Raw genomic sequence first — 26,350 nt, 5'->3', positions numbered from 1 at the left:
ATCTCTCTTCTATTGTGGCCGATTATCTACTCTATGCGCTAGGAGCGTTTGTGTCTGTTCAGTTATTCTATTATCTCTTCTTTTTTACCAGACTGGCATTTTACGGGAAAGGCGCTAATTACGGCAATTCGATGCCCGGCGTGACCGTGCTGGTCTGTGCATGGAATGAAAAGGATAATCTGCATGAACTGATCCCTCTGCTGGATGCCCAGGAGTACCCGGAATTTGAAGTGATACTGCTCGACGACCGCTCTGACGACGGAAGCGAGGAGTTTATCCGCGAAAATATCAACCATTGGAGGAACATCAGATATATACGTATCAATGATCAGTTTGACCACGTTACGCCCAAAAAGTATGCGCTAACGGTGGGAATGAAGCAGGCAAAGTATCCAATCGCGTTGATGACCGACGCGGACTGCAGGCCTTCGTCCAATCACTGGATCACGGCTATGACTTCCCGGGTAAGTGAAGAAAAAGACATTGTTCTGGGGTTTTCTCCCTATATGCGGGAGGGTGGTTTGCTCAACTGGTTTATCCGCTGCGAGACATTCTACACGGCTGTCCAGTACCTTTCATTTGCATTGGCCGGTCTTACCTATATGGGCGTCGGGCGCAACATTCTTTATAAGAGGTCAGTTTTTTTTGCCAATAAGGGGTTTTACACGCACCGGCACATTTTTGGGGGGGATGATGACATTTTCCTCAATGAAGTTTCCACCAGTTCCAATACGACGATTTCGATCGAGGAAGATTCGTTTGTTTATTCAAAACCCAAAACGACCTGGGCTGACTGGTATCGGCAGAAACGGCGTCACCTGTCCGTCAGTCGGTATTATAAAGTTCGTAACAAGATTTTTCTGGCCCTGTTATCAGGCGCACATATCGCCGTTTGGGCGCTAGGCATTGCTGTTTTGGTTTTTGGACTTCTAACTAAAAACATATTGCTTCTCCAATCGCTCGCTGTAGCTTTTGGGGTGAGGTGGATCATTCAATGGTTCCTGTTGATGATTATCAACATCAAGCTTGGTAAGACCGTAGAATGGTTCAGCTTTTTATTGATGGATTTTGCACTTTTTATTTATTACCTCGTCTTCGGTTTTATCACCATGACGAAAAGAAAACCCCGTAAATCATGGAATTGATTGATAAATATTTTCCGGACCTCACCGCAACCCAGCGAGATAAATTCGGGCAAATGGAGGAATTATATCAATTCTGGAATGCTCGTGTGAATGTAATTTCCCGGCAGGATATTGATACATTATATGAAAGACATGTGTTGCATTCGCTGGGAATTGCCAAGGTACAGCCCTTCAAATCAGGAACCAGTGTTTTGGATGTCGGTACAGGAGGAGGCTTTCCCGGTATACCGCTTGCGATTATGTTCCCTGACGCACAGTTTCATCTGGTAGACAGCATTGGCAAGAAGATCCGCGTGGTACAGGAGATTGCGCAGGCGCTTGGCCTGGATAATGTGAGGGCAGAGCAGACCCGGGCAGAGAAGCTTGACGATTCCTATGAATTCGTTGTCAGCCGCGCTGTGACCAGGATGGCGCCATTTGTTGGGTGGGTCAAAAAGAACATCAGCCGGAATTCATTTCACGAGCTGAGGAACGGCATTTTATATTTAAAAGGAGGTGATCTCAAAGAAGAACTGTCAGAGTTAAGAGAAAAGGCCCGTATTTACGAGCTTTCAGGCTTTTTTAATGAAGAATTCTTTGAAACCAAGAAGGTCGTCTATGTACCTTTGTAATCTCAAATTTTTAATAATAACCTAAATAACATGAACGAAAGATTTAGCGCCAGCGGGTTAATGAACCCATTTTTTCCTGATGAAGTAGCTTTTGGGGATAAAGGCGTGACTTTTAAAGTGAAAAAGCTGTTCAGAAGTACAGATAACTTCGTTTTTTATACAGATATATCCGGCGTCGAAATAGAAAGCGGGATATTTTTCTCAACGATCAGAGTGATTCCAAGAATGCGTCCGGAAATAATTATTAATAATTTTACGAAGGGTGATGCCAAGAAAGTCAAGGAGTTAATCCTTCAACAAGTGCAGGGCTGAGAAATTTTTAGGGTTTATGCTTGCGCTGTATAAGTTGTATTCGTAGATTTGCACCAGAATTCAGATAAACAATCGGATTTGAAATTCCTGAATAGCTCAGCCGGTTAGAGCATCTGACTGTTAATCAGAGGGTCGTTGGTTCGAGCCCAACTTCGGGAGCCTGAAAATGAAGCACTTAGCATTAATTTGCTAGGTGCTTTTTGCTTTAGTTGTCCACATTTGATCCGTTTGAAATTGTGTGAGGATCCGGGATCAGGGATCAGTCCGAAAAGTTGGGGGGAAGGAAAATAATTGTTTGTTTTGCGATGAATCAATTTAAAGAGCATTGCAAGAGTCTTACCAAGCCCTAGTCCGTTTCCTGTTGCCCGAGGGCATCCTCGATTATTTCGAGCTTTCCAAAATAGTTGAAGGCCTCACTGGCCTGAATATCTATCTGGAAGAAAAGAATCTTCCTCCTGCCGAATACAAGGATCAAAAATTAGAGTCCAAAGGCTTTTTACCCGAGATATACATTCAGGATTTTCCGATTCGTAACCAACGTGTCACACTCTGTATCAAGCGCCGCCGGTGGGAAGTCAAGGACACCGGCGACATTGTTAGCAGGGATTGGAATGTAGTGCAACAGGGAACTCGGATGACCAAGGAGTTCGCTGATTTTTTAAAAACAATGTATTGATAATAATCCCGTCAGTTGTTCACAGCTAGGCAAATACTTTCATCTCGACGGCAAACAGCTTCAACAGCAATACAAGGACCACATCAGTGATTACAAAGACTGGGGTCAGCGCGAGCATGCTGCTGAATGGCTTTTGTATCCAGAAAACACCGGTCCATATTTAAGTATTGACGAAACTTCACTATCCAATGGCGAACTTTACACGATTGTAACTAATAAGGCTGCAAAAGGTAGAAAAGGCTCTTTGCTGGCAATGATAAAGGGTACGCAAGCAGCATCAGTGATTGAGGTTTTGCGAAAAATTCCCAAGCGTATTCGCAGCAAAGTGCGGGAAGTAACACTGGATATGGCTGCCAATATGGGAATGATAGTCAGTCGGTGTTTCTCCAAAGCAGCAAAGGTTATAGACCGGTTTCACGTTCAAAAACTTGCTTATGATGCTGTCCAGGAAATCAGGATCAAACATCGTTGGCAAGCTCTGGATCAAGAGAATCAGGCTATTGAAGCTGCAAAGCAGGCAGGTGTGCCATACGAACCTGAAATTCTTGCAAACGGTGATACAATCAAGCAGCTATTGGTCAGAAGCCGTTATTTGTTATTTAAGCACTGCGACAAATGGACTGCTTCGCAAATCCAGCGTTCCAGATTGCTCTTTGAGCGTTATCCGCTCATAAACCAAGCCTACAAGCTGGCGACAGGATTAGGGACAATTTTTAGGACTTGTAAATCAAAAGAACATGCCTTCAAAAAGCTTGCGCTCTGGTACAATCAAGTGGAAGATTGCGGCCTTGATTCTTTCAAAACCGTTGCCAAATCTATTCAAACCCACTATCTGGACATTCTGAACTTCTTCAATAACAGAAGCACGAATGCTTCGGCTGAGTCCTTCAATGCGAAGATCAAGGCTTTTAGGTCGTCATCCAGAGGAGTGAGAGATATTCCATTTTTCCTATTCAGGCTTACCAAACTCTATGCTTAATATTCCCCAAGAATTCAGCTTGATCCGGATCCGGGATCAGTCCGAAAACTTGAATAAATTGACTATGGGAGCAAATAAAAAAGCCTGCAAATGTTTGATTTGCAGGCTTTTAACTAATTTTGATTTACTTATCGGCGGTCTGGACGGGACTCGAACCCGCGACCCCATGCGTGACAGGCATGTATTCTAACCAACTGAACTACCAAACCATTTCATTTTTACAGCACGTTTCTGTAAAACGTCTGCAAAACTACGATTTTTATCGTTTTGAGCAATAAATGAGGCCTTAATTTTAATAGTTATTTTTTGAATAAATGCGGAATAAAGCAGAAGATTCTGAAAATGAAATAGTTGAATATGCGTTTCCCGTGTTAAAATTGCTAAACCGAACTAATGAGGAAGCGCCGAGGAAGTATTTCCCCGGCGCTTTGTATGTATATAGTGGTAGGCTGACCTACTATGGAACAAGGACTTTTTTCGTTTGAACCCCCTTATCGGAACCTAATGAGAGGATGTAAAGTCCTGTAGGAATATTGCTGTAAGGCTTTAACGTAAAAGTGTTTCCTGACTGGTTCAATTTGAAATGGATCTGTTTTCCGTTCAAATCATATAAGCGGGCGTTTTTAACACTTTCATTTTTCAGGACGAACCTGATCTCGCGGTTGACCACCGGGTTTCCTAACAACTCAAATGAGACGCTGTTGCTGTTGTTTGCAACGGAAATGATCCGCGAATGCTCAGAACTACCATTCAGGTCTACCATTTTGAGACGATAATAATTATTGCCTTTCAGCGGGGACTTATCCATGAAATTGTAATGCTGGGTGACACTGGTAGTACCCTGCGACTGAATACGCCCTAATTTGATGAATTCTGAAAGGTCGGCGCTGCGTTCTACGTCGAAATAGCTGCTTCCTGATTCTTCTGTCGTAGTCCACGAAAGCGTTATCGCGTCGTCGAGTAAGTCGCCGCTAAACCTTGCAAGCGTGACAGGAAGTGTAGTAGTACAATTGTTTTTTAGCTCTGCGACAATCGCATTAGGCAGGCTTGGTGCGGTCACAACTACCCAAATGGATCTTTTGTCTTCCAAATTTCCGTAAGTATAAGGCTCGTTTTTACTATTTAGAGGTGTAGACGCAGAAAGGTTAAAAGGAGGGCTGGTGTAGATAAGTTGATCGTCAGAAGTAAAAGTCGCATTACCTCCTGTTAGCACACCGTCGTCAAGGTATAGTTTATACTCGATCGGGAATTGAATAGGATTGGTCGAAGTAATGTCAAGATCGTACGTTCTTGGGCCGTCCGGATCATTACAATTAATTATCCCTGCAACCAATGGATCATTGATAGAGAGATTGAATCCTTTGGAAAAGCAATGTACAGGAGGATTTTTGCTTTGCGCTTGCGTCGACCAGACGTCACCTTTCAGGATGGGTAGTGTTTCGCAGGCACCCGGCACCACAAACTGAATGTTGTCGATAGTAATTCTGGAAATGTTACTCCCCAGATCTTCTTCTGTAATTGTCAGTCCTGTAAGCGGGAATACGTTGTCCGGATCAGCGCTGTAAGTGGAAAGCAGAGAAGCTACGCCGTCCGTATTGATCGCCAATGTTGCTAAAAGCGAACTCGTAAGCTCGGCTGCAGTCGGGGCTTTTTTGTAATCAATGTTTGGGTAGCTTAATGGTGACCATAAGTGCACGTAAGTATACTTGTTCCCGTTGTTCCTATCTATTGTAAACGAGAGGTTTAAGTTGACGGTACAATTGCCTCCGTTACCTGAAACATAGTTTAGTTCAACTGCGGGTTCTGTAAGTGTACATTGGGCACTTACAGATAAGCTTGCCGCAAAAATGATCAGTAGTGCATAGACGAATTGATAAATTGTTTTCATGAAAGAGGAAGTTTAGTAGAGTAAAGATGCTACATGAATATAACATCATTTTCTTGGAATAATTAAATCTTCTCTCTTTTTTGATTCAAAGTATTAAACCTGTTACATTATAATTTTATAACATAAAAGTACTTTTGTTTTGTACAAAACTAATGCGGTTAATGCGTAGAAATACGAGTGTATTTAGCCGTAAATATATATCTAAATATCTGACTATAAGTATTATTACTGGATAATACATGTATATCTTGGTTCTTGATGGTGACAAATTTGTAGTACTAGATATAGTTCGAAATGTCCTAAATTCACTTCTTTGGGCTGAATTCATTGACTTAAAAAAATTATATTTTTAGAAAATAATTGAAATTGGAAGAGTACTATTTTCTGGCAATTTGCGGACTTAAAACACGACTTTACAATAGCTTTTTGATGACTATACCAATGTTCTCTTCTTTGATGGTGGTATGAAGTCTTTCGTGATCCTTAAAATTAAAAACAGCACCGTCTTCACGTACTGCATTGATTTTCGAGAAATCGAGTTGCTGGATGAGCCAGCCTTCTTTCTGTGGCGTCATCGAGGAGATGATGCCCTGCTCGGGGAGGTCTTTGTCGGGAGTGGAGTAAAATGCAGCGTACCCATAATTAATGTCGACGGCGGGAGACCAGAGGGCTTGCCCAACGGTTTGTGAAACGACGGAGTAAGCCTGATTTTCGAGTGCACGGGCCCGTGCTCCCACGTGTACACGTGTAGCACCTCGGATCGTTTCCGTACAGCTTGGCGCTAACAGGAGGGATGCTCCGGCAGCGCATAGCAACTGTGAACCTATCGCAAATTCGACATCGTAGCATATCTGAATGCCAAATTTGCCCCAGGTAGTTTCAAAAATTGTCAAAGTTTTCGGAGCGCTTTCGATACCCCATTGCTCATTCTCAAAGCGCGTCATGAAAAACTTGTCCTGGTAACCCGCCAGCCCGGCCGGAGAAAAGACGTAGGCACGGTTCAGATTTTTGCCGGAGTCAATGACGGGAATGCTCGGAGCGACGATAATGACATTGTATTTCCTTGCCAGTTTTTCGAAAACCTGACAAAAATCACTCCCGATCGCATTCAGTTCCTTTACTTGGCGCCGGATATCATTTCGGATTGCCTCGGAGAAAATACTGACGAGTTCCATCGCGCCATATTCCGGGAAAAGCAGCAGATCTGCGCCCTTTCCCGCAGCGTCAGCCACCCAAGATTCGATATGTTTTGCCCAACTGCCAAAATCAGCATGTTCGGTGATCGGATATTGAGCCGAAGCAATGGTAACGCTCATGGGATCTTGATATGTTAAATGGATTTGATCCAGAAGATCATTCTTTTGAGAGTAGGTTCTGTTTCTCCCAGGTCCGGCCACTCCATCATGCTTTGCAATGTCGCTTCTTTCTTGTAGCCTCGCTTGATCCAGAATGCGTCATTGGGGCGGTAATTGACTGGTTTCAATGGGTGATCGTCCCCACGGTTGACAGAACAAAAGCAGCACAATGTATAGTTTCCCATATTCCGGACATGATTTTCGCGCTCGTCGAAAAAACGGTGGCCCAGTCCCAGCCCACGGTACTGGGGAAGTAAAATGCTTTCTCCAAAATAGAAAATAGCATTCACGTCGAAACCTGCGTCTTCAAGTGGTTTCTGCACCTCGGAAGTCTCATCTTTCAAAGGAATGCAGGTAGTAGCGCCGACCATTTTTGACCCATCATAAACTGCGAACAAAAACGATTGCTCTGCTTGAATGTAAGTTTTCAGATAGATTTTTTCATAGGCCAATGTTCCTTCGTACAGATAAGGATAGTCGTGAAAGACGGTTATCCTCAGCTGTGCCAGGTCATCAACGACCGATTCAATTTCAGCGCCTTTCTTCTGAATGTAGGTGAGTTGGTCAATCATTTTTGGGTTTTGAAACCAGTTCTATCCAAAGTGGGAGGTTATAATAGGTAGTCACCCTGCTGATTTTTCCTTCTTTTAATTCCAGAAATGCGGCCGCAGGAAGTGCATAAGATTGTCCGTAAGCCTCAGGAAGGCCTTCTTCGCCTTTTTTATAAATCCCATTGACAACAAATTCCACAGCGACCCGGGAGTCCGTCGGTTCGGAGAAGAAAACCATGTCGGACAGGGTTTCTTGGTAGGACTCATCCATTTTCGCAAGGAATTCAGCGAATTTTTCGATTCCTATCCGTACATCACCCTGGTTTGCCTCATGCCTGATCTCCGTATGCAGCAATACGAGCATTCCGTCCCAGTTCTGTTGGTTAAAGCTTTGATAGTATTGTTTTACAGTTTCCAGAGCAGACATTTTATTGAAGGATTAATTTGTTTTTCGTTATTTCAATGATCGCAAATCTAAGGCAGGGGAACATAAATCCATTTATCAGTCGCTCTCCATTTTATCAGGTAAGTTTTTCCGTGATAAATGAACTGCTCTCCCTCATATTTCTCCGCAATGATCAGATCGGGCTGAAATGCAGGGCTTTCAAGCACTTTGGAAGGGTTTTTGACGGCAATGTGCCCAAATGTCCTGCCGGGCTCTCTTAGTGAAAACTGATAGGCATAGTCATAGCTTGCTTCGGTGATATCCAGTCCTATTTTCATGGGATTGACTGAATTAACAAAGTTTTTAAGCTCTTGAATCTCAGTCCAATGGTCTCCCCACATGATTTTTTCCGGACTGGCGAATAAAATGCTTTCCTGTTTCAGGTTTTGCATATTATTGGAATCAATCTGAATGTTCAAATGCAGCCCGGAATTGATTGGGGGAAATACTTTTTCAAAAAACCATTTCGTGGAAAGCAGCGGATGGGTGACGCTCAGTAAAGCAAAAGGTAATGCGCTCAGCCAGAGTACTACAATAAATATTTTTGAAAAAATAATGGAAAAAACAGAGCCATAAACCAGGCCGATAACAGGAGAAATCAACAAAAAAAACGGAATATGCAGACGCGAGCCATAGATCTGGTAACCGATAAAAAAACAGAAAATTAAAAAACTGGCAAACGACAATCCGGTGTACCATTTCCCTTTTGCATTGAGTTTTGCAAAAAATAATAATGGGATGGAAAAAAGCACGAGCCACATTCCAAAAAAGTTGTGGGCGAAGTCCTCATTGAAATTCAGTTTGTTCATTTTGAAATCCATACCAGTTTCCGGCGCATTGATCGGTACGCCTATCGCCTCGTGCAAACCTTTCAGGTTATTTTCCATCATGATATTGTAGCTGTTGCCCGGCGAGACAAAGCCCAGGTGCAGGAAAATATGCTTGGAAGCGGATGATAAATAGTACGCCGGATTTTTAATGTTCGTCTTATTTCCATTACTCATGTTGCCAATCGGAGATTCAAAAACCTGGTACGTCCGGTACCAAAAAGGGGTATTGAGCAGCAGCACAATAACGACTGTCCCCCCGATAAGTCCGGCTAGCGGTTTCCAAAGCAATGGTTGCCTAACCATTGAAATGAAGAGATAAATGCCAAATGGAAGTGCGTAGAAAACAAATGTCCCTTTCGTCATCATGCCCAATGCAGCGCTTAGCACGATCAAAAAAAGTGTGCTGCGGTGGTGGTCGCTGATATAATCGAAAACGTAAAATGCGGTGGCCAGAATGAAAAACGATACGACCAGGTCATTTTGGGTCGTCATCGATTCGAGAATGATGATCGGTAATGTCGCGGCAAAACAAAGCGCGATGCGCATGGCTTGCTTGGAGCCGGAAAATGTTTCTATCAACATTGAAATGTAAGCCAGAATGCCTGCCAGACAAGACCATTGCAGCAGCTGAAAGGCATGTTCGCTGCCTAGCAACAAAAATGTGTGCAGGTGAACGTACTCGGAGAATGGGCTGAATGAAATGGATCGTTCAATATGCGTCGCGTAATGTTCCACATTCCCGTTCTGTATCCAGTATCCGAGCCTGCTTAGATGATAGCTCAGAGAATCGAGGTTATTGGGCGTGGCAACGACGGCGACGATTAACGTAATGGTGAAAAGCGAAGCCAGAATGATGGTCGTCAGGCCACCCAGTTCTTTAAAAAACACACGCGAAGATGATATCCATCTACTGCTGACCTGTCGGATCGTCAATCCGGTTTTGGCGGCCAGGTTGCGATAGAGCAGAACGAGTATGATGTCAAAAATGGCCCAGCTCGCAGAAACGGCCATGTTATTGATCAGATTTACGACACTAAGCAGCTCTGTAATGATCGCTATGAAAAAGAAAACAACGACACCTGCGCTTAACCAGGAACGACGGAATGACTGGATTGAATCTTTGTAAAAAGCCAGGTAGCAATTAGCTGCACAGAGCCATAATGCTATTGGAATAAGCAGTATCATGTGGTCGAGTATTTGTTTATGGCCGACTTGACAGAATCAATCAGCGTTTCAATGGTAGTAAATTTTGAGGCGAATTCTCCATTTGAAAATTCCCAAACGGCGGTCCCGTTGTCTGGATTGGCGACGATTTGGAACTGAAAATCTTCGTGTTGATTGCTTCGAAAACCTTCTCTTTGTAATGCTCTTCTAGTCCAGAAAACCATTTTTGGATCCCCGGAGAGCGCAATATTCAGGGAGCCGGGATCGTGATGGATCGTGAAAGTACCGGTTGCATTGTCAAAAAAGAAACCTGTTTTAGCAAACGCAGATTCGAAAGCACCGCTCAGTACCAGATCTTCGGGTACTCCTGTGACCAGTTTGCCATCGGGTTGCATCAGCCAGAGGTTGTCGGCTGCCTGCAAAGCCAAATCCAGTTCGTGCGTACTTAGTAAAATAGCCTTGTTGGTTTGTCTGGCCAATGTATGCAACAAACGCATCATTTCGACACGGTTTGGCAAATCCAAATGGGCTGTGGGCTCGTCGAGTAAAATCAGTCCGGTATCCTGCGCCAGCGCACGAGCCAGCATTATCTTTTGCCGCTCTCCGTCGCTCAACTGGTGCATTCGCTGGTTTAGCAAAGGAATCACATCGGCAGAAACAATGGCCTGCTGTATTTTTTGTTGATCCAATTCAGTTAATTTTCCCAGCCAACCGGTATACGGGGTCCTGCCAAGTTCGATTACCTCTTTGGCCGTCAGGTTGCCCGCTTCGATCCTTTCGGTGAGAACGAGGCTTAATTTTTTTGCAAGCTCCCCTGCTTTTAATGCAGAAAGCAAATGTTGGTTAATGATCACTTCGCCGACCAGAACATGCTGCAAGCCGGCCAACGTCCTCATAAGGGTAGATTTTCCGGCACCATTCGAGCCAAGAAGACACACCAGCTGTCCCGGCCACAATTTCAGATTCAATTTTTCGGCAATAACCCTGGTCGATTTTTTGGTGCTGTAGCCGATCGTCAGGTTCCGGGTTTCAAGAAGAGGAAAAGCGCCACTCATGAGAAAGAAGAACGAAGGTTATTACGACTGATAATGATCCAGATAACTACCGGAGCGCCCAGTAATGAAGTAACTACATTGATTGGGATGACCGTTTGGGTGCCGGGCAACTGAGCGATAATGTCACATACGAGCATTAAAACGGTTCCCATCAGGCAGGTGCCGGGGATGAGGACCCGGTGATTGGCAGTTCCCAACAAAGACCGGGTAATGTGCGGAATGGCGATGCCGATAAAGCCAATAGGCCCACAGAAAGCGGTTATGCTTCCCGTTAGCAGACTGGTACTGGCCATGATAATCAGCCTTGTCCTGCCGATCGATAGGCCCATGCTTCTTGCGTAATTTTCGCCAAGTAGCAGTGCATTCAAAGACTTGGATGCGCTGTAAGCAAGGAGAAGTCCGAAAATGACCACGGCGCTGAGCACATATAAATGATAACGGGTTACCCCGCCCAGCGACCCGAATGTCCACATAATGTATTCCTGCAATTGTTCCGGTTGGCTGAAATATTGCCAAATACTGATAATTGAAAGGGTAATGGTGCCTATCATGACGCCAACGATGAGCAATATTACATTATCCCTGATCCTGGCCGCGATTAGCAATATTAGCGATAGCACCAATGCTGAACCAAGTGAAGCCATAGCAATGATGAGCCAGCTTCCCGGAATGCCTAGTTGGCTGATCGCGTAAATGCTAGCACTACTGCCTCCCGCGAGCATCACTGCCGCTACGCCCAGCCCCGCTCCGGCGGTAATGCCGAGTTCGGAAGGTCCAGCCAATGGGTTTCGGAACAATGTCTGCATTTGTAAGCCACTTACGGACAGCCCGCAGCCTACCAAGACGGCGGTTAGTGCCTTAGGAACGCGAATTTTTTCAATGATAAAAAGCCAGGCCTGATTATCGGATTCATGAAGGAAAATGATTTTGAAAACCTCACGAAATGGAATTGCAACCGATCCGAGCATAATGTCCAGAATAAAGAAAATAACCGCCAGGACTGCGAGAAGCGTCAGAAGCGCGCTGCGGTTTTTCTCCGATCCGGATAATGGCGGTGATACCAATGTCGGCTTTTCTGATAGCGCCATCATTTCAGCTGTTTGTAATAAACCAGTTCGTGATCGGGCAGCAGTTCAGGATGGAATATTTTGACCAGGTCGGAAAGGACTACGTGCGGATTTACATTGCCCGACTCGAAAAAATCATTGGAGCCCTGTTCATTCACCATGTTGTTGTAGCTGAACATTTTGCCGGTTTTATATGCATTGAAATCAGCGTATCGGGAATCCTGAGCCAGAATGTCCTTACGAGTATCGTTTTTTCCAAAACCAACATTGACCCAATAATCTGCTTTTAAAGCAATCGGGTATACGGATTCAAAACTGAGTGACAAGCTACCTGACGACTTGGCGTTGCTCCAATGATAATCCGCCCCGGCATCTCTGAAAAATTGAGCCATATAGCCGTCTCCGCTGGGCAAAAACCATGCGTCTTTGGTATTCAGGCCGGAAATGACGGAAGGTTTTGTGTCGGTACCAGCAGCAAGTTTGCTAAGCCGGTTATATTCTGATTCAATTTCCCCAAATTTCTCGTTGACCAGCTTTTCCTGGTTGAGCAACGCTGCCATCAGTTTGACCCATTCTGCACGTGCCAGCGGTGTTTTTTCTATCCATTCGGAGTTAACCAACACTGGGATCTCTGCCTGCTTCAGTATCTGATAGTGATCGGTTTTGCCGCCCGGACTGCCGATGGTCATGACCACATCGGGATGCATTTCTACTAATTTCTCTTCATTCAATCCCTGGTCACGACCTATTTCCGCCACTTTACCAGCCTTGATCATCGCAATAACTTTGGGGGAATAAACATACTGCAAAGTGCCAAGGCCCGTAAGAATGTCCGTCGCACCGAGAAAATCAAGCAGCCCCACATGCATCGACGACATGGCCACCAGGCTGCGGACCGGAATGTGGATCAGCTGTGCATTTGGATATTCGTCAGGTCGCGGGGTATCTTTTTCCAGTAAAACATATTGTAAAGTATCAGCCGATTTTTCAAAGGAGCTGACGATGTTTAGTATTTTGTAATTGGAGAAATATTCGATTGTAAAACCTTTTGCATGCTTTACCTCGATTTTATCAATGTATCTGCTGCTGCCATCGGTTAATTGTTTGCCTTTCTCGGATGATTTTTCGGTATTGCAACCGAGAATAATGAATAGGAAAAATGGAAGCAGAAAGGACTTTTTTATCATCAGAAATGGTATGGAACGTTGGGTAAGGAGTCAAAATGGCAATGTGGCCGGATTAAATGTAAGTGAGCATTTGTGTTACATTCGCTAGTCCGGTTTGAATGATTTCAACCGATCGGGTTCCGTGATAATAACCTACGATATGTAATTCGTCATAAACATTGACCAGCAGCCTGAGAAGTTTTTTGTCATGTTTCCGAAGCCGGTTCGTGTAATCTTCGATACTTTTCGGCTTGGTGAAATTTATGCCCTCTTTTTGTTTTAAATATTCGTCAAGAATCAGTAATGCAGCCGAGTAGGCGGTTCCAGCGGCCATTTTAACGTATTTAACATCAGCATACAAGCCGTCCTTTTTGCCTGCTTTTTCGGTCAGGATCTGGCGCGCATTTTCGAGATACCTCGCAGCTTCGGCAGCAGGAGGAAGGACATGTTCATTGCTTTTCTTTGACATAATAGTGTGATAAAAATGGTTTGTATTGAGACGAAGGTTTACTTAAAAAGTAATTTCAAATTTAAGACAAATTTCCGGAAGGCATTCATTGCCCAAAACATAACATTGGCACACTTTTAATGTTTCTCCCCGTTATGCCAGCACAGCCGCTTTTACAATTTACAGGAAAAAGTATATACTGCACCGTTGCAGACGCCCATATAGATCCGTGGATACCCGTGGACCGCGCGATCATCACACACGCACATAGTGACCATGCACGCTGGGGCAGCAGGCATTACCTGGCGCATAAGGATAGCGAACCCATTTTACGGCTGCGACTGGGGCAGGATATTTCATTGCAAACGGTGGGATATGGTGAGAAATTTGTGATCAACGGGGTCACTTTTTCACTGCATCCGGCCGGGCACATCATTGGTTCGGCGCAGGTACGGGTTGAATATAAAGGAGAGGTTTGGGTGGCGAGTGGGGACTATAAGCTGGAAGACGATCATTTTGCAACACCTTTTGAACCGGTGAAATGCAATGTATTTATAACGGAATCTACTTTCGGCTTACCTATTTATAAATGGCAGCCCCAGCAGGAAGTTTATACTGAGATTGATAACTGGTGGGCGCTGAATAAGTCGGAAGACAAAGCGAGTATTTTAATGGGCTATTCTTTGGGTAAAATGCAGCGGATCTTGAAAAATATTCAATTGCAAGACAAGATCATTTATGCACATGGAGCTATATATTCATTGAATGAGAGACTGAGGCAAGCCGGTTTCGATTTGCCGGAATTGACATTGGTAACAAAGGAAACAGACCGGAAATTATTTAAAGGTTCACTCATTTTGGCACCTCCGTCGGTGGATAGCAGTACGTGGATCAAGAAATTTAATCCTTATTCCCTAGGTTACTGCTCAGGCTGGATGGCTTTGCGTGGGGCGAAAAACCGTCGTGCAGTGGATCAGGGATTTGTGATGAGCGATCACGTGGATTGGCCGGATCTCAATCGGGCCGTAAAAGAATCAGAGGCGGAAAAGGTTTACGTAACGCACGGATATACCAGTATTTTTTCAAGATGGCTGAATGAGAACGGCATTGAGGCTGGTGAAGTGAATACGATGTACGGAAACGAGGATGAAAATGAAGAAGAGGAAACCGTCCAGGATGCGGTAGTAGGGCAAGAGGGTTATCAACAGCACAAAGATTCGCTGGGCGGTACAGAATCTACAAATGATCAAACCGAAACCGGCGCATGAAACAATTCGCGGAACTTTTCATGAACCTGGACCGTACCAACAAGACCAATGCAAAGGTGGAGTTGATGAAAAACTATTTCCTCACTGCGTCGGACGAGGATAAGCTTTGGGCGTTAACACTTTTTACTGGCAGAAGGCCGTCGTTTAAAGTAAACCGAACGATGGTCAAAGAATGGGCCGCACAGGAGGCTGCGATCCCAATGTGGCTATTTCAGGAAAGCTACCAAAGTGTGGGGGATTTGGGAGAAACAATTTCATTGCTTTTGCCACGAAATCAGAATTTCGCTTCCGATAGATCATTAACTGAATGGTTTCGCTATCTCGGGCTTTTGCCCGGCATGACGGACGGTGAAAAGCACGACCACATTGTGCAGGCCTGGATGCAATTGTCGCAGCACGAGACTTTTGTATTCAACAAACTTTTAATGGGCAGTTTCCGTATCGGGGTGTCGCAAACGCTGGTCGTAAGAGCATTGGCCGAAGCTACCGAGACGGATTCCAATGTGATCGCTCACCGGGTAATGGGGCAATGGGACCCGCGGGACACGACTTTTGAAAAGCTCATTTTAGACAAAGGAGAAAACGACAATGCGTCAAGACCTTATCCATTCTTTTTGGCCTACCCCATTGAAGGCGAAGTTTCGGATTTGGGAGAGCCTGACGACTGGTTTGCGGAATGGAAATGGGACGGTATCCGTTCGCAGATCATTTACAGGAACAATGAGTTATTTATCTGGACGAGGGGAGAGGAGTTGTCAACTGAGAAGTTTCCGGAACTACATTTCCTAAGTGAAGTGCTGCCGAATGGAACCGTGCTCGACGGCGAAATCGTGAGTTATATGGACGATAAGCCAATGCCATTCAATGTATTACAAACAAGGATTGGCCGAAAGAATCTGTCCAAAAAAGTGTTGGAAGAGGCACCGGTTGCTTTTCTGGCCTATGATATTTTGGAAGCGAATGGTATTGACATCAGAGGTTTGACGCAGGAACAGCGCCGTGCAGAACTGGAATTAGTCCATCAGAACGTACCAAAACAGTTTGTATTCAATTTGTCGCCGCTTATTGATTTCAGGGAATGGCCGGTGCTGCGCGAGCTACATGGACTTTCTCGGCAGAATATCGCGGAAGGCTTCATGATCAAGAGAAAAAACAGTACATATCAAGTTGGTCGCAAAAAGGGAGATTGGTGGAAGTGGAAGATCAATCCGCTAAGCGTGGATGCGGTACTTATTTATGCTCAGAAGGGTTCAGGGCGAAGGGCGGAGCTTTTTACAGATTATACTTTTGCAGTTTGGGGCGATGACGGGAAGCTAGTTCCGTTTGCAAAAGCATATTCGGGCCTCACCGATGTTGAAATCGGCCAGGTTGATTATTTTATCAAAAGAAATATATTAGAAAAATTCGGGCCGGTACGAACGGTGAAACCAGAGCTGGTCTTTGAAATTGGCTTTGAAGGAATCAATGAATCTTCCAGGCACAAGTCGGGCATCGCAGTACGGTTTCCGAGGATATTGCGGTGGAGGAAAGATAAAAAGGCCGAGGAAGCAGATACTTTGGAGGGTTTGAAGGGGATTTTGGAAATGTATAAGTGAGGAGAAGTCTGCAAATTTAATATTGCATGTTAAATTTACTTAGTTTAGATGAAGTGGAAGATTTGTTATGTTTGTGTTAGGCTTAAAGGGAAATCATGACTATGGGAAACTATCTTGAAAGAATCAACATCGATGAAGCAGTTTGTAATGGCAAACCGACGATAAGGGGCTACCGCATTACTGTGAAGACGATTCTGGAATATCTCGCAGCTGGTGAAAGTTATGGCAACATTTTAGAGGCATATCCTTTTCTGGAAGAAGCGGATATTAGAGCATGCATTCAGTTTGCAGCAAAAACCATGGATACAGAGCATCACTCCATGATCGCAGCTTAATGACATCTTCTCGCTTTCTTATCGATGTGAATCTTCCTAAATTCTTTGGATTCTTTAACTCGGATGCGTTTGAATTTGTAATCGATATTAATGGTAAATGGCCTGACAAAGATATTTGGGAATACGCCAAAGAGCATAAACTAGTAATTGTCACAAAGGACACAGATTTCTATTATCGATGCCTGCTGGACGAGGAGCCGGCCAAAGTAATTTATCTGAAACTCGGTAATCTCCTCATTCGTGATTTACATTTATTCTTTCAACAGAATTGGGAAACGATCGTGACCCACATTCCCAATGCGAAGATGATTATTGCAACTCCTACTGGAATGGATGTAATTGGCATCTAGGAATATCTTTACGGTATAGTATTTTAAGCAGTAAGAATAAATATAATCACTTCATCCTTTGACCAAATCCCGCGGACATATTCTTGCTGAGCAATGGTTTAAAGCCAAGAAATGGAAGTGGGCGACATTTCAGAAGGAAGCGGCGGAGGCGTATCTGGCTGGGAAGAGTGGCCTGGTGAATGCTCCGACGGGGAGTGGGAAGACTTATTCTCTCTGGGTTCCTATCCTCATCCGGCATATTAATGAAAAAACCAATAAGGAACTGAAAGCTAAAAGAGGATTGCAGGTGCTCTGGATCACGCCATTGCGTGCGCTTTCCAAGGATTTGTTCCGTAATATGGAAACGGCTGCATTAGAAATGAACCTGACCTGGCGAGTGGGAATTCGCACCGGGGATACCAATACCAAAGATAAAAACGATCAGAAAAAGCAGATGCCGGATGCATTGATCATTACGCCGGAAAGTCTGCACATTCTTTTTGCTCAAAAAAATAGCTCTGAAACGTTCAAAAACCTGCATACCGTTGTCGTCGACGAATGGCATGAACTCATGGGGAGCAAACGTGGAACGCAGACTGAACTTGCGCTGGCAAGGCTAAGAAGCATTAAACCGGATCTGCAAACCTGGGGTATCTCAGCGACCATTGGAAATCTGGATGAAGCAAAACACACACTGCTGGGTATGAAATTTCCGACGGGCAATTCGGTTGTTATCAAGGCTAATACTGATAAAAAGATTCTCGTCGAAAGTATCATTCCTGAAAGAGTTCAGACATTGCCCTGGTCAGGCTACATGGGTACACGACTTGTGGACCAGGTTGTTGAAGTTGTAAATCAGAGCAAAACCACATTATTGTTTACCAATACCCGCTCCGGAACGGAGATTTGGTACCGGACGATTATTGACAAATATCCCGAGTTTGCCGGCATTATGGCACTGCACCATGCCTCGCTGGATCGCGAAATTCGCGATTGGGTGGAGGAGGCCTTGCATGATGAAAGATTGAAACTGGTAATATGCACGGCGAGCCTCGATCTGGGTGTCGATTTCAGGCCTGTGGATACGGTTATCCAGGTAGGTAGTCCTAAAAGCATTGCGCGGTTTATCCAGCGTGCCGGTCGTAGCGGGCATCGGCCGGGCGTAGATAGTAAAATCTATTTTTGCCCAACCAACGCTTTGGAACTGATTGAAGCGGTATCATTGCGGGAGGGTGTGCGGAAAAATATCCTGGAAGATCGTCCGCCGGTAGCCCACGCATTCGATGTTTTGGCGCAATGGATGATGACTTTGGCAGTCGGCGAGGGGTTTGATGAGGCGCAATTATTTGAGGAAGTTTGTGACGCTTACGGTTACCAATACCTGAACCGACAGGAATGGGAGTGGCTTTTGGGGTACATTACTACGGGAAGTTCGTCACTTCATGTATATGATGAATACAAAAAAGTGGAGCGGATCGATGGACTGTATAAAGTTACCAGCAGGCGAGTAGCACTTCGCCACCGGCTGAGTATGGGGACGATTGTATCGGAAACAGGCATTAAGGTGAAGTTACAATCGGGAAGATATCTTGGAACTGTTGAAGAGTCCTTTGTGACCTGGATGAAGCCGGGTGACGTATTTACCTTCGCTGGAATGACCGTCGAGTTTGTCAGGATTCATGAAATGACGGTTACCGTTAAAAAAGCCGAGGGTAAAAAAGGTTATCTGGTACGCTGGGCGGGCGGGCGTATGCCGCTATCGTCCCAGTTGTCTGCTTTTATCCGTGAGCGACTGGCTGATGCGATTGAAAACCCTCATAAGGAGCTGGAACTGGCCAAAATGCAGCCTTTGTTAGAATTGCAAAGAGACCGGTCGATGATCCCGAAAACCGACGAGCTCCTCATTGAACAATGCGAAACGCGGGAAGGCTATCACATTTTCATCTTTCCTTTTGAAGGCCGTTTGGTACACGAGGGAATGTCGATCATTCTGGCCTACCGGATCAGTAAGCTGACGCCCATTACATTTTCGGTCGCGATGAATGATTATGGTTTTGAACTGCTGAGTGACCAATATGTTGATTTTGAAAAGATTATGAAAGAAGTCGATCTTTTCTCAACCAAACATCTGGTCGACGATATATACCAAAGTGTGAATGCGACGGAAATGGCGAAGCGGAAATTCAGGGAAATTGCGGCGATTTCGGGATTGATGTTTCAAGGGTATCCGGGTAAAAATATGAAAACGCGCCAGTTGCAGGCTTCCAGCTCGCTGCTTTTTACGGTTATGAGCAAGTACGAGGATAATAATCTGCTGATTAAGCAGGCCTATCAGGAGGTTTTGACTTATCAATTGGAAGAAGTGAGGATGCGCCAAGCGCTGGATAGGATCGCAAATCAGAAAATTATTGTTAAACAAACCAGTAAACCCACGCCTTTCTCGTTCCCTATTATGGTCGACCGGCTGCGGGAACAATTAACGTCGGAAAAGCTGGATGACCGGATCCAGAAAATGATCAAACAGTACAGTAATGCAGATTGAAATCAAAGCAAACCACTTTACACTACTCACACAAAGAGCCATTTTTTGGGAAGAAACGCAGACATTATTGATCGGGGACCTGCATTTAGGCAAGATTACGCATTTCAGAAAAGAGGGAATCGCAGTACCACCGAATGCCATTGAAAACAACTTTAAAAGACTGAACGAGCTCGTCCAAAACACCGGAGCGACCCGCATTATCTTTTTGGGCGACCTATTTCACGCCCAATACAATGCAGAATGGGAGCTTTTTAAAAATTGGCGCACGGAGCACCATTACATTGAAATGCTGATCGTGATCGGAAACCATGATATTTTGCCAGTAAGTCTTTTTCTCGAAGCAGATCTTGAAGTACATTTAAATGACTTCGAAGAGGCAGATTTTATCTTCACCCATCATCCGAAAGTAGAAGCTATTTTAAACAAATTCATCTTCGCAGGCCACGTTCATCCGGTTTTTACAACTCATGGAAAAGGTCGTCAGAGTGTGAGATTGCCATGTTTTGTGGTCGATCATCACCAGGCCATTGTGCCGAGTTTCGGTGTTTTTACAGGAGGTTTTCAAATGGATCTCATGAAGGACAGGAAGATTTACATTACGACGGAGACGAAGGTTTTTTCTGTTTGTTAGGGGTTGATAACCAGTTATTTATAATAAAACCGGAAAAATATGGAATCAGATTCCATATTTTTCCGGTTTTGATGTAATTGGCTGGTTATCATATCATTAAAATCAATATTTGTTCAATTCATTGTAACTCCTTTCCAGCTCAGCAACAAAAGTAGCCACACGCAACTGACTCACAATACGTTCCCGCATGATCGGCGTCACGTTCGCGAGATTTTCTGTAAACAGAAAGTTTTCAACCATTGCATGAAGTGATGCTATGATCTCACATCCGTCGTCGGTTTGAAAAAACTGTCTGATGATCTCAAACTGACGTATCAATGCTTGTTCATTTCCGATAATACTCCGATTCTCTCCGTTGGCTTCTTTGTTTGCTGGATTTTGCAGTGTGTTCATTTCTTGTTCTGTTTAAATGAAAAATTTTAAGCCTAAATATCGAAGAGTGAAGAATTGAGTATGTAATTCTGTTGAATTTCCAACAAATACTAGTCAAATAAAAAGCCCTTTTAAGGCTTGTAAATTATTGAAGTTTTGATTTCAAAACTACCAAATTCTATAAGAATGTCTCTCATCCTTGTTTCAGAAATACCCAATTTATGCGTATAATCCCGCCAGGCAGTTACTGGTTTCCCTTTTTTCAATTCAGGAGGTAGTGTTGGGTAAATGTTCTTAATCCACCAGTCAAACGCTTCTCTTATAGTTTCAAAAGATTTCATGCAAATGTATCGATATGTGTTGGATTTCCAACATGAATTTTGATAATTATTCTAAGATGGCCCGATATCCTCAAATTTCCAAAGAGATTCCTGTTCCCAATTGTCAGTAAATCCCATTGCGTAAGTATCAACATTAGGAAACTTTAAAAATAGAGATTTAAGTTTGAACGCAAATCTTGATTTCGGATTTACCGTTTTAAGCAAATATTTAATCATGCAGAGCACATAGTAGGTACGGTCGCTTCTAACATTGACATTCTTCAACCATAACTTTCTCGGCGATTGAGGAATTTGTGGCTTTATACTTAATGTTCTGTTCCACAGCCGTGAATGATGCGCACATATGTTACGCAGGTAAACGATGCTATGAAGCCAGTTTTCAAATACACCATCGGCCAATCCAAAATAATGAGCAATATCCCTTTTTTGTCTACTGGGTTTCAATTGGGAAAATAGCTTTGACAACGTACCGAATGAAATAATTTCCATGATCATCCATGATGGAGGAAGCGGGTCAGAATATTTCTGCCCGAAAGCTCTGATGAATTCCTCGTCGCTTCTGTCATATTCCTCTTTCAATTTCACAGACAACTGCGTCTGAAATTTTTGAGGATCTTTGAATAGCGATAAATCTTGAAACCAAAACCCACCAAATTTTTGTGACAATACATAAATTATTTTAGCTCTGACTGCAACCTCAATTTTTTCTAATTCTGAGATAATTAGAGATCTGAGTTCTCTATCAAAACAATATAATTTAAAGGCCGTTTCAAATTGAGCACCAGGTTTAAAAACATGCTTTTGCTTATCCGCCAAGAACGGATACCAATACCCGCTAATTCGATAGTAACTTATGCTTTCAAGAATGTGAAGTGCCTTATTCGGATCTTCAACAGTCATTCCTCGATCAATTAACTGTTGCCGCTGTTGTTGAAATGTAAGCGAGGGCTTGGTATAACGTGTTTTACCCATTTGTTATAAAATGCAAAAAGTTCACCCTAAGCGCCCTGTTCTGATGGGAAGGGGGGTGAACATGTTGCTGTAAAGTTAGTTCAAAAATTGAGATTTAGGAATACTAGCCATTTTCAATGATCGAAGGTCTAGTTCTGTTTATCCAATGGTAGGCGCGACGGCTAGCAATGAGCCGATTACATGATCACAAGTATCTGGAAACCCAAATCACATACCTTTCAAGCCATTATAACTCCTCTCCAGCTCAGCAATAAAGGTCGCCACGCGCAGGTGACTCACAATACGTTCACGCATAATAGGTGGCACGTTCGGGAGATTTTCCGTAAACAAAAAATCTTCGACCATGGCATGAAGTGATGCTATAATCTCACATCCGTCGTCAGTTTGAAAAAACTTTTTGACAATCTCAAATTGATGTATCAATGCCTGTTCATTTCCGATAATACTCCTATTCCCGCCGTTGGCTTCTTTGTTTGCTGAATTTTGCAGTGTGTTCATAGTTTTGTGAAAGTTTGATTGTTGATTGATTGAACTGAACCCGGATGTTGTTGTTGGTGGACGCGACTCCGGGTTTTTATATGAAGTTATTTGTGCATTTTTCCAACAAAAGCAATTCAAAAAAAATTACTTCGGAGTATATTTGATTAGAGTCTGTACCTCTATCTCTCCAAATTCAGAAAGGATTTCCTTCATTCTAGCTTCCGAGATTCCTCTTTTGTGAGTAAAATCCCGCCAGGCATTTGTAAGTCTTCCCTTCTTCATTTCGGCTGGCAACGATGGATAGACGTTTGTCAGCCACCATTTGAAAGCCTCCTCCATGGAAGCAAAAGTTTTCATTAAGACAAAGATAATATCTTGTGCAGTATTCCAACAAATTTTTTCTGATTATTATTTGAATTAGGAAACAAGTTGGGCGATGTGAGACTACGCCCGGCGCGAATTTTATTTCAGTCTACTAAAAGCACTCGAACTTCATCCTTAAACTCCTCGTCAATGCGCCTGCTGATCAAAAGACCTTTAATGATCTTCTGAAATTCGAATACTGTAACGGTTCCACAAATTGGAATATGGCACTTCGCATGCAGTGATAACAATTCAGCCTCTGTATAAGAAAAGTGACCATTGCAATTGACATAAGTAAAATCATGCAACCGATTATCTGTGGTTTCATGGTCAATACTGACCAAGGTATCCAGACTTTCCCTGACCCGGGCTATATGTTTCAGATTCTTTTCTAACTGCGAAGTGCAACAAACGGTTGTCAAATAGCCGCCATCAATTTTCTTAATGAAAATGTGGGATGCCGTTTGCGATTTGTGGGTCTGAAATGTAAAGTATGTTGCCTGAAACGAGTGCGCGTCTTAATTCATCTGCCGTCATGTTATCCGGCAGGTTAAGCGTTTGCAGTTTCGAAAAATAGCTCCTTAGCTATTTCCAAATCTTCTTTTTCGTCGTTGAATAGGCCTTTTTCATCAATGTAGTTTTCGAAAAAGTCATTAATATCCATTTTGTAGCTGGATCCTGATTTTTCGATTTTTTCCTGAAATCGCTTCCATTCAGGAAAATAATGAGAGTAGTTGGCTAGCTCGAATTGATCTAAACCGTTGTAGCTTCTTAATATTTCATCGGCGACCTCTAAATCGGTTTCTGAAAAAACTTTGGCATTTACTTCTTGAACCGACATAATCATATGCCCCTCCAAAGATAAATACTGATCAAAATATTGCTTTTCGCTGGACTGAATGTCAACCTTGCCTTCAATAAAATTCTTGGTATTGGAAGGAACAGCACCCCATTCCATCGCATAATGAGTGTCGCCCGTCACAGTTCTCGCGTATTTTCTAAGATGCAGCCTGTTAACCAGCCAAATCAGTTTGAATGCTTTCATTTTATTGATAGCACCCTGATTGTAAGTAGCAAAATAGTTGATTAGCTGAGCCGCTTTCTTATGATTATAACCCTTCATGATTTGTGCGTGAATTTGAACTACAAATATAAAACTTACGCCGACAAGATCCGATGTAATTCCAGATTCAAATAATAGTGGTTCCCCCCAATGCTCTTCCTTTCCAAAATACCCATTTCTACAAGCTTGTTCAGGTAATTTCTGGCCGTTTTTTCTGCAAAAAAGCCTTTATCTACCAAATGTTTCACCTTCGTAAATGGTTGTGTAAAGATCATTTCAATTAAGAGTTCTGGTCTGCTTAGACCTGGTTCAACCCGCAAGGCATCAAGGATAGCGTCTTTGGTGCCAATAATATCGGTGATTTTATAGTAGGTGTCATTTGCAGTGGCTTCAACGGCACGAAGCATATACTTGATCCAGCTTTCCCAATCACCACGCTGGGTAACGCCTGAGAGGAAAGCGTAATAATCATTTTTATGCTCCATGATATACCGGCTCAAAAACAGGATAGGATAATCCAGCAAACCTTTTTGCACCAGATAATGGATATTGAAAATTCTCCCGGTGCGCCCATTACCATCACGAAATGGATGTATAGCCTCAAATTGCAAGTGCCCCATGGCCATTTTTAACAACGGATCTATCGGATAGCGCTTGTCATCATTCATGAAATCGAACAGATTTTCGAGCTTTTCTTCTAGAATTCCATTTCCTCTCGGCGGCGTGTATGCGATCTTTCCCGCATTGGGGCCACTGCCTCCTTGTCGAATAAATATTTGGGCGATAGGCTTCCGTATCCCATCACCGGCTCCGGTAGTTTTCCGATAAACGAGTTCCAGATAGTCTATATTAAATGTATCCTTTTCTTTCATGAAATAGAATCCTTCCCATAGCGACTCGCGATAGTGTAAAATCTCTTTGGGCGCGCCTTGTAATTCGCTGCCCGTCTTATCACTAAATGCCTTATAAAGCTCGTCGTCGGTGGTGAAAATGTTCTCAATAGCACTTGAAGCCTTCGCCTCCTGCAGGCTTATTGTGTTAATTAATAAACCTTGATTGGGAATTGCCGCGCTTCGTCCTTGTAGTCGGGAAATGGCAGCCTTGGCTTCTACGAGTTGTTCGAGAATGTCAAGCGTCCGGTAATAACGTTCTTCAATCGGTAATGCCGGTAGGCCATTCCAAGGAATAGTACGATCAGGGTTGATTTGGTAAGGCATCGCTTTTTTATCTAACGGTAAAAATACTATAATTTACCGTTAGATAGATGATTCACGATAAAATAAAAGTCAAAAATGGCACTAACGGTAAAATTTTTCAATTTTACCGTTAGTGCCATTTTTGACAGTAAAGCGATTGGACTTTCGATACACTAACTGTATCTCCAATCTTTAAAACTCAATTCTCAATCGAAGCATTGCGATCATCACCAGACGATTGTTTCCGACGTTCCACCCCCGCCATCCACTTCAAAATCTCACCATACCTCCCATTCCACGGATTAAAAAACTGCGTGATCATTGGTACATGCTTTTTCTTTTCCTGAACGCGATAAGGTGTGCTTGGTGCGTAATCTTGTAATGCTTTGATGAATTTTTCATTGCTGGTCATGATCGAAGGATAACTTCTGCCACCACGGTAAATGATCATGGGCGCCATGTTTTTATGCAAATGATAAAGTGGCGTTGCTTTTTTCCAGATCTCAGGATCGTTGGTGAAAGTATTCAGGTAAGTGTCTCCCGCACGCGGCTTCTCCTCCATTAAATAGCCGTACATATCCAGCCCGGCCGCATCGATCAGTATCGTCCCGGCAATTGGATTTTCAATACTCAGCTTTTTGAAATAATGATCATCTATCGAAACTAATGCGGCTAAATGCCCACCGGCGGAATGCCCGGATAAGAATATACGGTCTGGATTTCCCCCATATTGAACAATATGTTCTTTCACCCATTTCACGGACATCACAGTAGATTCTGCCATCGCATCGTACTTAGCCGACGGACTAAGCGGGTAGTCAATGATTACGTAAACCACTCCCTTTTTTGACCAATGTTTTCCGATAATATTATATTGTGATTTTCTGCCCGAGTTCCAGTTTCCACCATGAACAAAAATGATCACGTCGCGTAGTTCCCGGATTTTCCTGGGAGCGAAAATATTCAGATGCTGTTCAGGAATGGACTTTTCGCTAGGCTGATATACAATGTCTTTTGACCTCGTGATCCTTTTGAACGAGCAGCCGGAGAGTGTCAGCAAAAAAGCTCCCAGAATAATGGTCAGGACTATTAATGTCACTCTTGCTTCACTTTTCATGTATTGATGTCTTAATAATGATACAAGACATACGTCCAAGCGCATGCGAAAAGA

At 43.5% G+C, this 26,350-nt stretch carries 28 protein-coding genes and 2 tRNA genes; 12 read left to right on the top strand and 18 right to left on the bottom strand.

Annotation, left to right across the window (positions count from 1 at the left end; genetic code table 11):
- Nucleotides 1–14: 14 nt before the first annotated feature.
- The 6 genes from ON006_RS22515 (at nt 15) to ON006_RS22490 (ending at nt 3,723) form a co-directional block, all read left to right on the top strand.
- A complete protein-coding gene (locus tag ON006_RS22515) occupies nt 15–1,145 on the top strand; it encodes a glycosyltransferase (protein WP_244822283.1) in 1,131 nt (376 codons plus the stop codon).
- Nucleotides 1,136–1,756, top strand: coding sequence for a 16S rRNA (guanine(527)-N(7))-methyltransferase RsmG (gene rsmG / locus ON006_RS22510; protein ID WP_244822282.1), 621 nt, complete (start codon nt 1,136–1,138; stop codon nt 1,754–1,756). Before ON006_RS22515 ends, rsmG begins: the two co-directional genes overlap by 10 nt.
- A gap of 30 nt (nt 1,757–1,786) precedes the next feature.
- Entirely contained in the window at nt 1,787–2,068 is a 282-nt protein-coding gene (locus ON006_RS22505) for a hypothetical protein (protein ID WP_244822281.1), read from the top strand.
- An 85-nt stretch (nt 2,069–2,153) separates the two neighbouring features.
- Nucleotides 2,154–2,227, top strand: a tRNA-Asn gene (locus ON006_RS22500).
- A 166-nt stretch (nt 2,228–2,393) separates the two neighbouring features.
- The gene (locus tag ON006_RS22495; protein WP_267609907.1) at nt 2,394–2,744 is read left to right on the top strand and encodes an ISAon1 family transposase N-terminal region protein; all 351 of its coding nucleotides are present in this window, start codon (nt 2,394–2,396) and stop codon (nt 2,742–2,744) included.
- A complete protein-coding gene (locus tag ON006_RS22490) occupies nt 2,740–3,723 on the top strand; it encodes an ISAon1 family transposase (protein ID WP_445440921.1) in 984 nt (327 codons plus the stop codon). Before ON006_RS22495 ends, ON006_RS22490 begins: the two co-directional genes overlap by 5 nt.
- A gap of 135 nt (nt 3,724–3,858) precedes the next feature.
- Here ON006_RS22490 and ON006_RS22485 read toward each other — a convergent pair.
- The 10 genes from ON006_RS22485 to ON006_RS22440 all read right to left on the bottom strand — a co-directional run bounded on the left by ON006_RS22485 (nt 3,859) and on the right by ON006_RS22440 (nt 13,713).
- Nucleotides 3,859–3,932, bottom strand: a tRNA-Asp gene (locus ON006_RS22485).
- A 248-nt stretch (nt 3,933–4,180) separates the two neighbouring features.
- Complete coding sequence (locus ON006_RS22480) at nt 4,181–5,611, bottom strand: T9SS type A sorting domain-containing protein (RefSeq protein ID WP_244824466.1); 1,431 nt, start codon at nt 5,609–5,611, stop codon at nt 4,181–4,183.
- Between the two features lie 413 nt (nt 5,612–6,024).
- Nucleotides 6,025–6,927: a carbon-nitrogen hydrolase family protein gene (locus ON006_RS22475; RefSeq protein WP_244824467.1), complete on the bottom strand. Its 903-nt coding sequence runs from the start codon at nt 6,925–6,927 to the stop codon at nt 6,025–6,027.
- A gap of 14 nt (nt 6,928–6,941) precedes the next feature.
- Nucleotides 6,942–7,538, bottom strand: coding sequence for a GNAT family N-acetyltransferase (locus ON006_RS22470; RefSeq protein WP_244824468.1), 597 nt, complete (start codon nt 7,536–7,538; stop codon nt 6,942–6,944).
- Nucleotides 7,531–7,944, bottom strand: coding sequence for a nuclear transport factor 2 family protein (locus ON006_RS22465; protein ID WP_244824469.1), 414 nt, complete (start codon nt 7,942–7,944; stop codon nt 7,531–7,533). The genes ON006_RS22470 and ON006_RS22465 overlap by 8 nt, the downstream gene beginning before the upstream one ends.
- Before the next feature lie 47 nt (nt 7,945–7,991).
- Nucleotides 7,992–9,977, bottom strand: coding sequence for an ArnT family glycosyltransferase (locus ON006_RS22460; protein ID WP_244824470.1), 1,986 nt, complete (start codon nt 9,975–9,977; stop codon nt 7,992–7,994).
- On the bottom strand, nt 9,974–11,011 hold the full coding sequence (locus ON006_RS22455) for an ABC transporter ATP-binding protein (protein WP_244824471.1): 1,038 nt from the start codon (nt 11,009–11,011) through the stop codon (nt 9,974–9,976). Before ON006_RS22455 ends, ON006_RS22460 begins: the two co-directional genes overlap by 4 nt.
- Nucleotides 11,008–12,102 carry a FecCD family ABC transporter permease gene (locus tag ON006_RS22450; RefSeq protein WP_244824472.1) on the bottom strand — a complete coding sequence of 365 codons (1,095 nt, stop codon included), beginning with the start codon at nt 12,100–12,102 and terminating at the stop codon, nt 11,008–11,010. Before ON006_RS22450 ends, ON006_RS22455 begins: the two co-directional genes overlap by 4 nt.
- Nucleotides 12,099–13,265 (bottom strand): ABC transporter substrate-binding protein, encoded by a 1,167-nt coding sequence (locus ON006_RS22445; RefSeq protein ID WP_244824473.1) that lies wholly within the window; start codon nt 13,263–13,265, stop codon nt 12,099–12,101. The genes ON006_RS22450 and ON006_RS22445 overlap by 4 nt, the downstream gene beginning before the upstream one ends.
- A 52-nt stretch (nt 13,266–13,317) precedes the next feature.
- On the bottom strand, nt 13,318–13,713 hold the full coding sequence (locus tag ON006_RS22440) for a DUF5618 family protein (RefSeq protein ID WP_244824474.1): 396 nt from the start codon (nt 13,711–13,713) through the stop codon (nt 13,318–13,320).
- 134 nt (nt 13,714–13,847) lie between these two features.
- Here ON006_RS22440 and ON006_RS22435 point away from each other — a divergent pair, with 134 nt between their 5' ends.
- The 6 genes from ON006_RS22435 to pdeM all read left to right on the top strand — a co-directional run bounded on the left by ON006_RS22435 (nt 13,848) and on the right by pdeM (nt 20,392).
- Nucleotides 13,848–14,960 (top strand): ligase-associated DNA damage response exonuclease, encoded by a 1,113-nt coding sequence (locus ON006_RS22435; RefSeq protein ID WP_244824475.1) that lies wholly within the window; start codon nt 13,848–13,850, stop codon nt 14,958–14,960.
- On the top strand, nt 14,957–16,555 hold the full coding sequence (locus tag ON006_RS22430; RefSeq protein ID WP_244824476.1) for an ATP-dependent DNA ligase: 1,599 nt from the start codon (nt 14,957–14,959) through the stop codon (nt 16,553–16,555). Before ON006_RS22435 ends, ON006_RS22430 begins: the two co-directional genes overlap by 4 nt.
- Before the next feature lie 101 nt (nt 16,556–16,656).
- Entirely contained in the window at nt 16,657–16,890 is a 234-nt protein-coding gene (locus tag ON006_RS22425) for a DUF433 domain-containing protein (RefSeq protein WP_244824477.1), read from the top strand.
- Nucleotides 16,890–17,240, top strand: coding sequence for a DUF5615 family PIN-like protein (locus tag ON006_RS22420; protein ID WP_244824478.1), 351 nt, complete (start codon nt 16,890–16,892; stop codon nt 17,238–17,240). The genes ON006_RS22425 and ON006_RS22420 overlap by 1 nt, the downstream gene beginning before the upstream one ends.
- A 58-nt stretch (nt 17,241–17,298) precedes the next feature.
- The gene (locus tag ON006_RS22415; protein WP_244824479.1) at nt 17,299–19,761 is read left to right on the top strand and encodes a ligase-associated DNA damage response DEXH box helicase; all 2,463 of its coding nucleotides are present in this window, start codon (nt 17,299–17,301) and stop codon (nt 19,759–19,761) included.
- The gene (gene pdeM / locus ON006_RS22410) at nt 19,751–20,392 is read left to right on the top strand and encodes a ligase-associated DNA damage response endonuclease PdeM (protein ID WP_244824480.1); all 642 of its coding nucleotides are present in this window, start codon (nt 19,751–19,753) and stop codon (nt 20,390–20,392) included. The genes ON006_RS22415 and pdeM overlap by 11 nt, the downstream gene beginning before the upstream one ends.
- 102 nt (nt 20,393–20,494) lie before the next feature.
- Here the strand turns inward: pdeM and ON006_RS22405 are convergent, their stop codons facing one another.
- The 8 genes from ON006_RS22405 to ON006_RS22370 form a co-directional block, all read right to left on the bottom strand.
- Nucleotides 20,495–20,785: a hypothetical protein gene (locus tag ON006_RS22405; protein ID WP_244824481.1), complete on the bottom strand. Its 291-nt coding sequence runs from the start codon at nt 20,783–20,785 to the stop codon at nt 20,495–20,497.
- Between the two features lie 110 nt (nt 20,786–20,895).
- Entirely contained in the window at nt 20,896–21,105 is a 210-nt protein-coding gene (locus tag ON006_RS22400; protein WP_244824482.1) for a hypothetical protein, read from the bottom strand.
- Between the two features lie 51 nt (nt 21,106–21,156).
- Nucleotides 21,157–22,077 carry an Abi family protein gene (locus ON006_RS22395; RefSeq protein WP_244824483.1) on the bottom strand — a complete coding sequence of 307 codons (921 nt, stop codon included), beginning with the start codon at nt 22,075–22,077 and terminating at the stop codon, nt 21,157–21,159.
- Between the two features lie 207 nt (nt 22,078–22,284).
- Nucleotides 22,285–22,575: a hypothetical protein gene (locus ON006_RS22390; protein ID WP_244824484.1), complete on the bottom strand. Its 291-nt coding sequence runs from the start codon at nt 22,573–22,575 to the stop codon at nt 22,285–22,287.
- A 126-nt stretch (nt 22,576–22,701) separates the two neighbouring features.
- Nucleotides 22,702–22,914 carry a hypothetical protein gene (locus ON006_RS22385; RefSeq protein WP_244824485.1) on the bottom strand — a complete coding sequence of 71 codons (213 nt, stop codon included), beginning with the start codon at nt 22,912–22,914 and terminating at the stop codon, nt 22,702–22,704.
- Between the two features lie 556 nt (nt 22,915–23,470).
- Nucleotides 23,471–24,043 carry a Panacea domain-containing protein gene (locus ON006_RS22380; RefSeq protein WP_244824486.1) on the bottom strand — a complete coding sequence of 191 codons (573 nt, stop codon included), beginning with the start codon at nt 24,041–24,043 and terminating at the stop codon, nt 23,471–23,473.
- Nucleotides 24,044–24,078: 35 nt separating this feature from the next.
- The gene (locus ON006_RS22375) at nt 24,079–25,200 is read right to left on the bottom strand and encodes a Fic family protein (RefSeq protein ID WP_244824487.1); all 1,122 of its coding nucleotides are present in this window, start codon (nt 25,198–25,200) and stop codon (nt 24,079–24,081) included.
- Nucleotides 25,201–25,378: 178 nt separating this feature from the next.
- A complete protein-coding gene (locus tag ON006_RS22370) occupies nt 25,379–26,296 on the bottom strand; it encodes an alpha/beta hydrolase (protein ID WP_244824488.1) in 918 nt (305 codons plus the stop codon).
- Nucleotides 26,297–26,350: the final 54 nt, after the last annotated feature.

It is taken from the genome of Dyadobacter pollutisoli, from assembly GCF_026625565.1.
Taxonomy (GTDB): Bacteria; Bacteroidota; Bacteroidia; order Cytophagales; family Spirosomataceae; genus Dyadobacter; species Dyadobacter pollutisoli.
Note: the sequence above shows the minus strand (reverse complement) of the source record. Positions and strands in the feature narration are given on the sequence as shown.

What these genes read in the sequence shown, in the direction of transcription:
- rsmG (WP_244822282.1), top strand. Translation starts at nt 1,136, where the DNA reads ATGGAATTGATTGATAAATATTTTCCGGACCTCACCGCAACCCAGCGA.
- ON006_RS22505 (WP_244822281.1), top strand. Translation starts at nt 1,787, where the DNA reads ATGAACGAAAGATTTAGCGCCAGCGGGTTAATGAACCCATTTTTTCCT.
- ON006_RS22480 (WP_244824466.1), bottom strand. Translation starts at nt 5,611, where the DNA reads ATGAAAACAATTTATCAATTCGTCTATGCACTACTGATCATTTTTGCG.
- ON006_RS22475 (WP_244824467.1), bottom strand. Translation starts at nt 6,927, where the DNA reads ATGAGCGTTACCATTGCTTCGGCTCAATATCCGATCACCGAACATGCT.
- ON006_RS22470 (WP_244824468.1), bottom strand. Translation starts at nt 7,538, where the DNA reads ATGATTGACCAACTCACCTACATTCAGAAGAAAGGCGCTGAAATTGAA.
- ON006_RS22465 (WP_244824469.1), bottom strand. Translation starts at nt 7,944, where the DNA reads ATGTCTGCTCTGGAAACTGTAAAACAATACTATCAAAGCTTTAACCAA.
- ON006_RS22460 (WP_244824470.1), bottom strand. Translation starts at nt 9,977, where the DNA reads ATGATACTGCTTATTCCAATAGCATTATGGCTCTGTGCAGCTAATTGC.
- ON006_RS22455 (WP_244824471.1), bottom strand. Translation starts at nt 11,011, where the DNA reads ATGAGTGGCGCTTTTCCTCTTCTTGAAACCCGGAACCTGACGATCGGC.
- ON006_RS22450 (WP_244824472.1), bottom strand. Translation starts at nt 12,102, where the DNA reads ATGATGGCGCTATCAGAAAAGCCGACATTGGTATCACCGCCATTATCC.
- ON006_RS22445 (WP_244824473.1), bottom strand. Translation starts at nt 13,265, where the DNA reads ATGATAAAAAAGTCCTTTCTGCTTCCATTTTTCCTATTCATTATTCTC.
- ON006_RS22440 (WP_244824474.1), bottom strand. Translation starts at nt 13,713, where the DNA reads ATGTCAAAGAAAAGCAATGAACATGTCCTTCCTCCTGCTGCCGAAGCT.
- ON006_RS22435 (WP_244824475.1), top strand. Translation starts at nt 13,848, where the DNA reads ATGCCAGCACAGCCGCTTTTACAATTTACAGGAAAAAGTATATACTGC.
- ON006_RS22430 (WP_244824476.1), top strand. Translation starts at nt 14,957, where the DNA reads ATGAAACAATTCGCGGAACTTTTCATGAACCTGGACCGTACCAACAAG.
- ON006_RS22425 (WP_244824477.1), top strand. Translation starts at nt 16,657, where the DNA reads ATGGGAAACTATCTTGAAAGAATCAACATCGATGAAGCAGTTTGTAAT.
- ON006_RS22420 (WP_244824478.1), top strand. Translation starts at nt 16,890, where the DNA reads ATGACATCTTCTCGCTTTCTTATCGATGTGAATCTTCCTAAATTCTTT.
- pdeM (WP_244824480.1), top strand. Translation starts at nt 19,751, where the DNA reads ATGCAGATTGAAATCAAAGCAAACCACTTTACACTACTCACACAAAGA.
- ON006_RS22405 (WP_244824481.1), bottom strand. Translation starts at nt 20,785, where the DNA reads ATGAACACACTGCAAAATCCAGCAAACAAAGAAGCCAACGGAGAGAAT.
- ON006_RS22400 (WP_244824482.1), bottom strand. Translation starts at nt 21,105, where the DNA reads ATGAAATCTTTTGAAACTATAAGAGAAGCGTTTGACTGGTGGATTAAG.
- ON006_RS22395 (WP_244824483.1), bottom strand. Translation starts at nt 22,077, where the DNA reads ATGGGTAAAACACGTTATACCAAGCCCTCGCTTACATTTCAACAACAG.
- ON006_RS22390 (WP_244824484.1), bottom strand. Translation starts at nt 22,575, where the DNA reads ATGAACACACTGCAAAATTCAGCAAACAAAGAAGCCAACGGCGGGAAT.
- ON006_RS22385 (WP_244824485.1), bottom strand. Translation starts at nt 22,914, where the DNA reads ATGAAAACTTTTGCTTCCATGGAGGAGGCTTTCAAATGGTGGCTGACA.
- ON006_RS22380 (WP_244824486.1), bottom strand. Translation starts at nt 24,043, where the DNA reads ATGAAGGGTTATAATCATAAGAAAGCGGCTCAGCTAATCAACTATTTT.
- ON006_RS22375 (WP_244824487.1), bottom strand. Translation starts at nt 25,200, where the DNA reads ATGCCTTACCAAATCAACCCTGATCGTACTATTCCTTGGAATGGCCTA.
- ON006_RS22370 (WP_244824488.1), bottom strand. Translation starts at nt 26,296, where the DNA reads ATGAAAAGTGAAGCAAGAGTGACATTAATAGTCCTGACCATTATTCTG.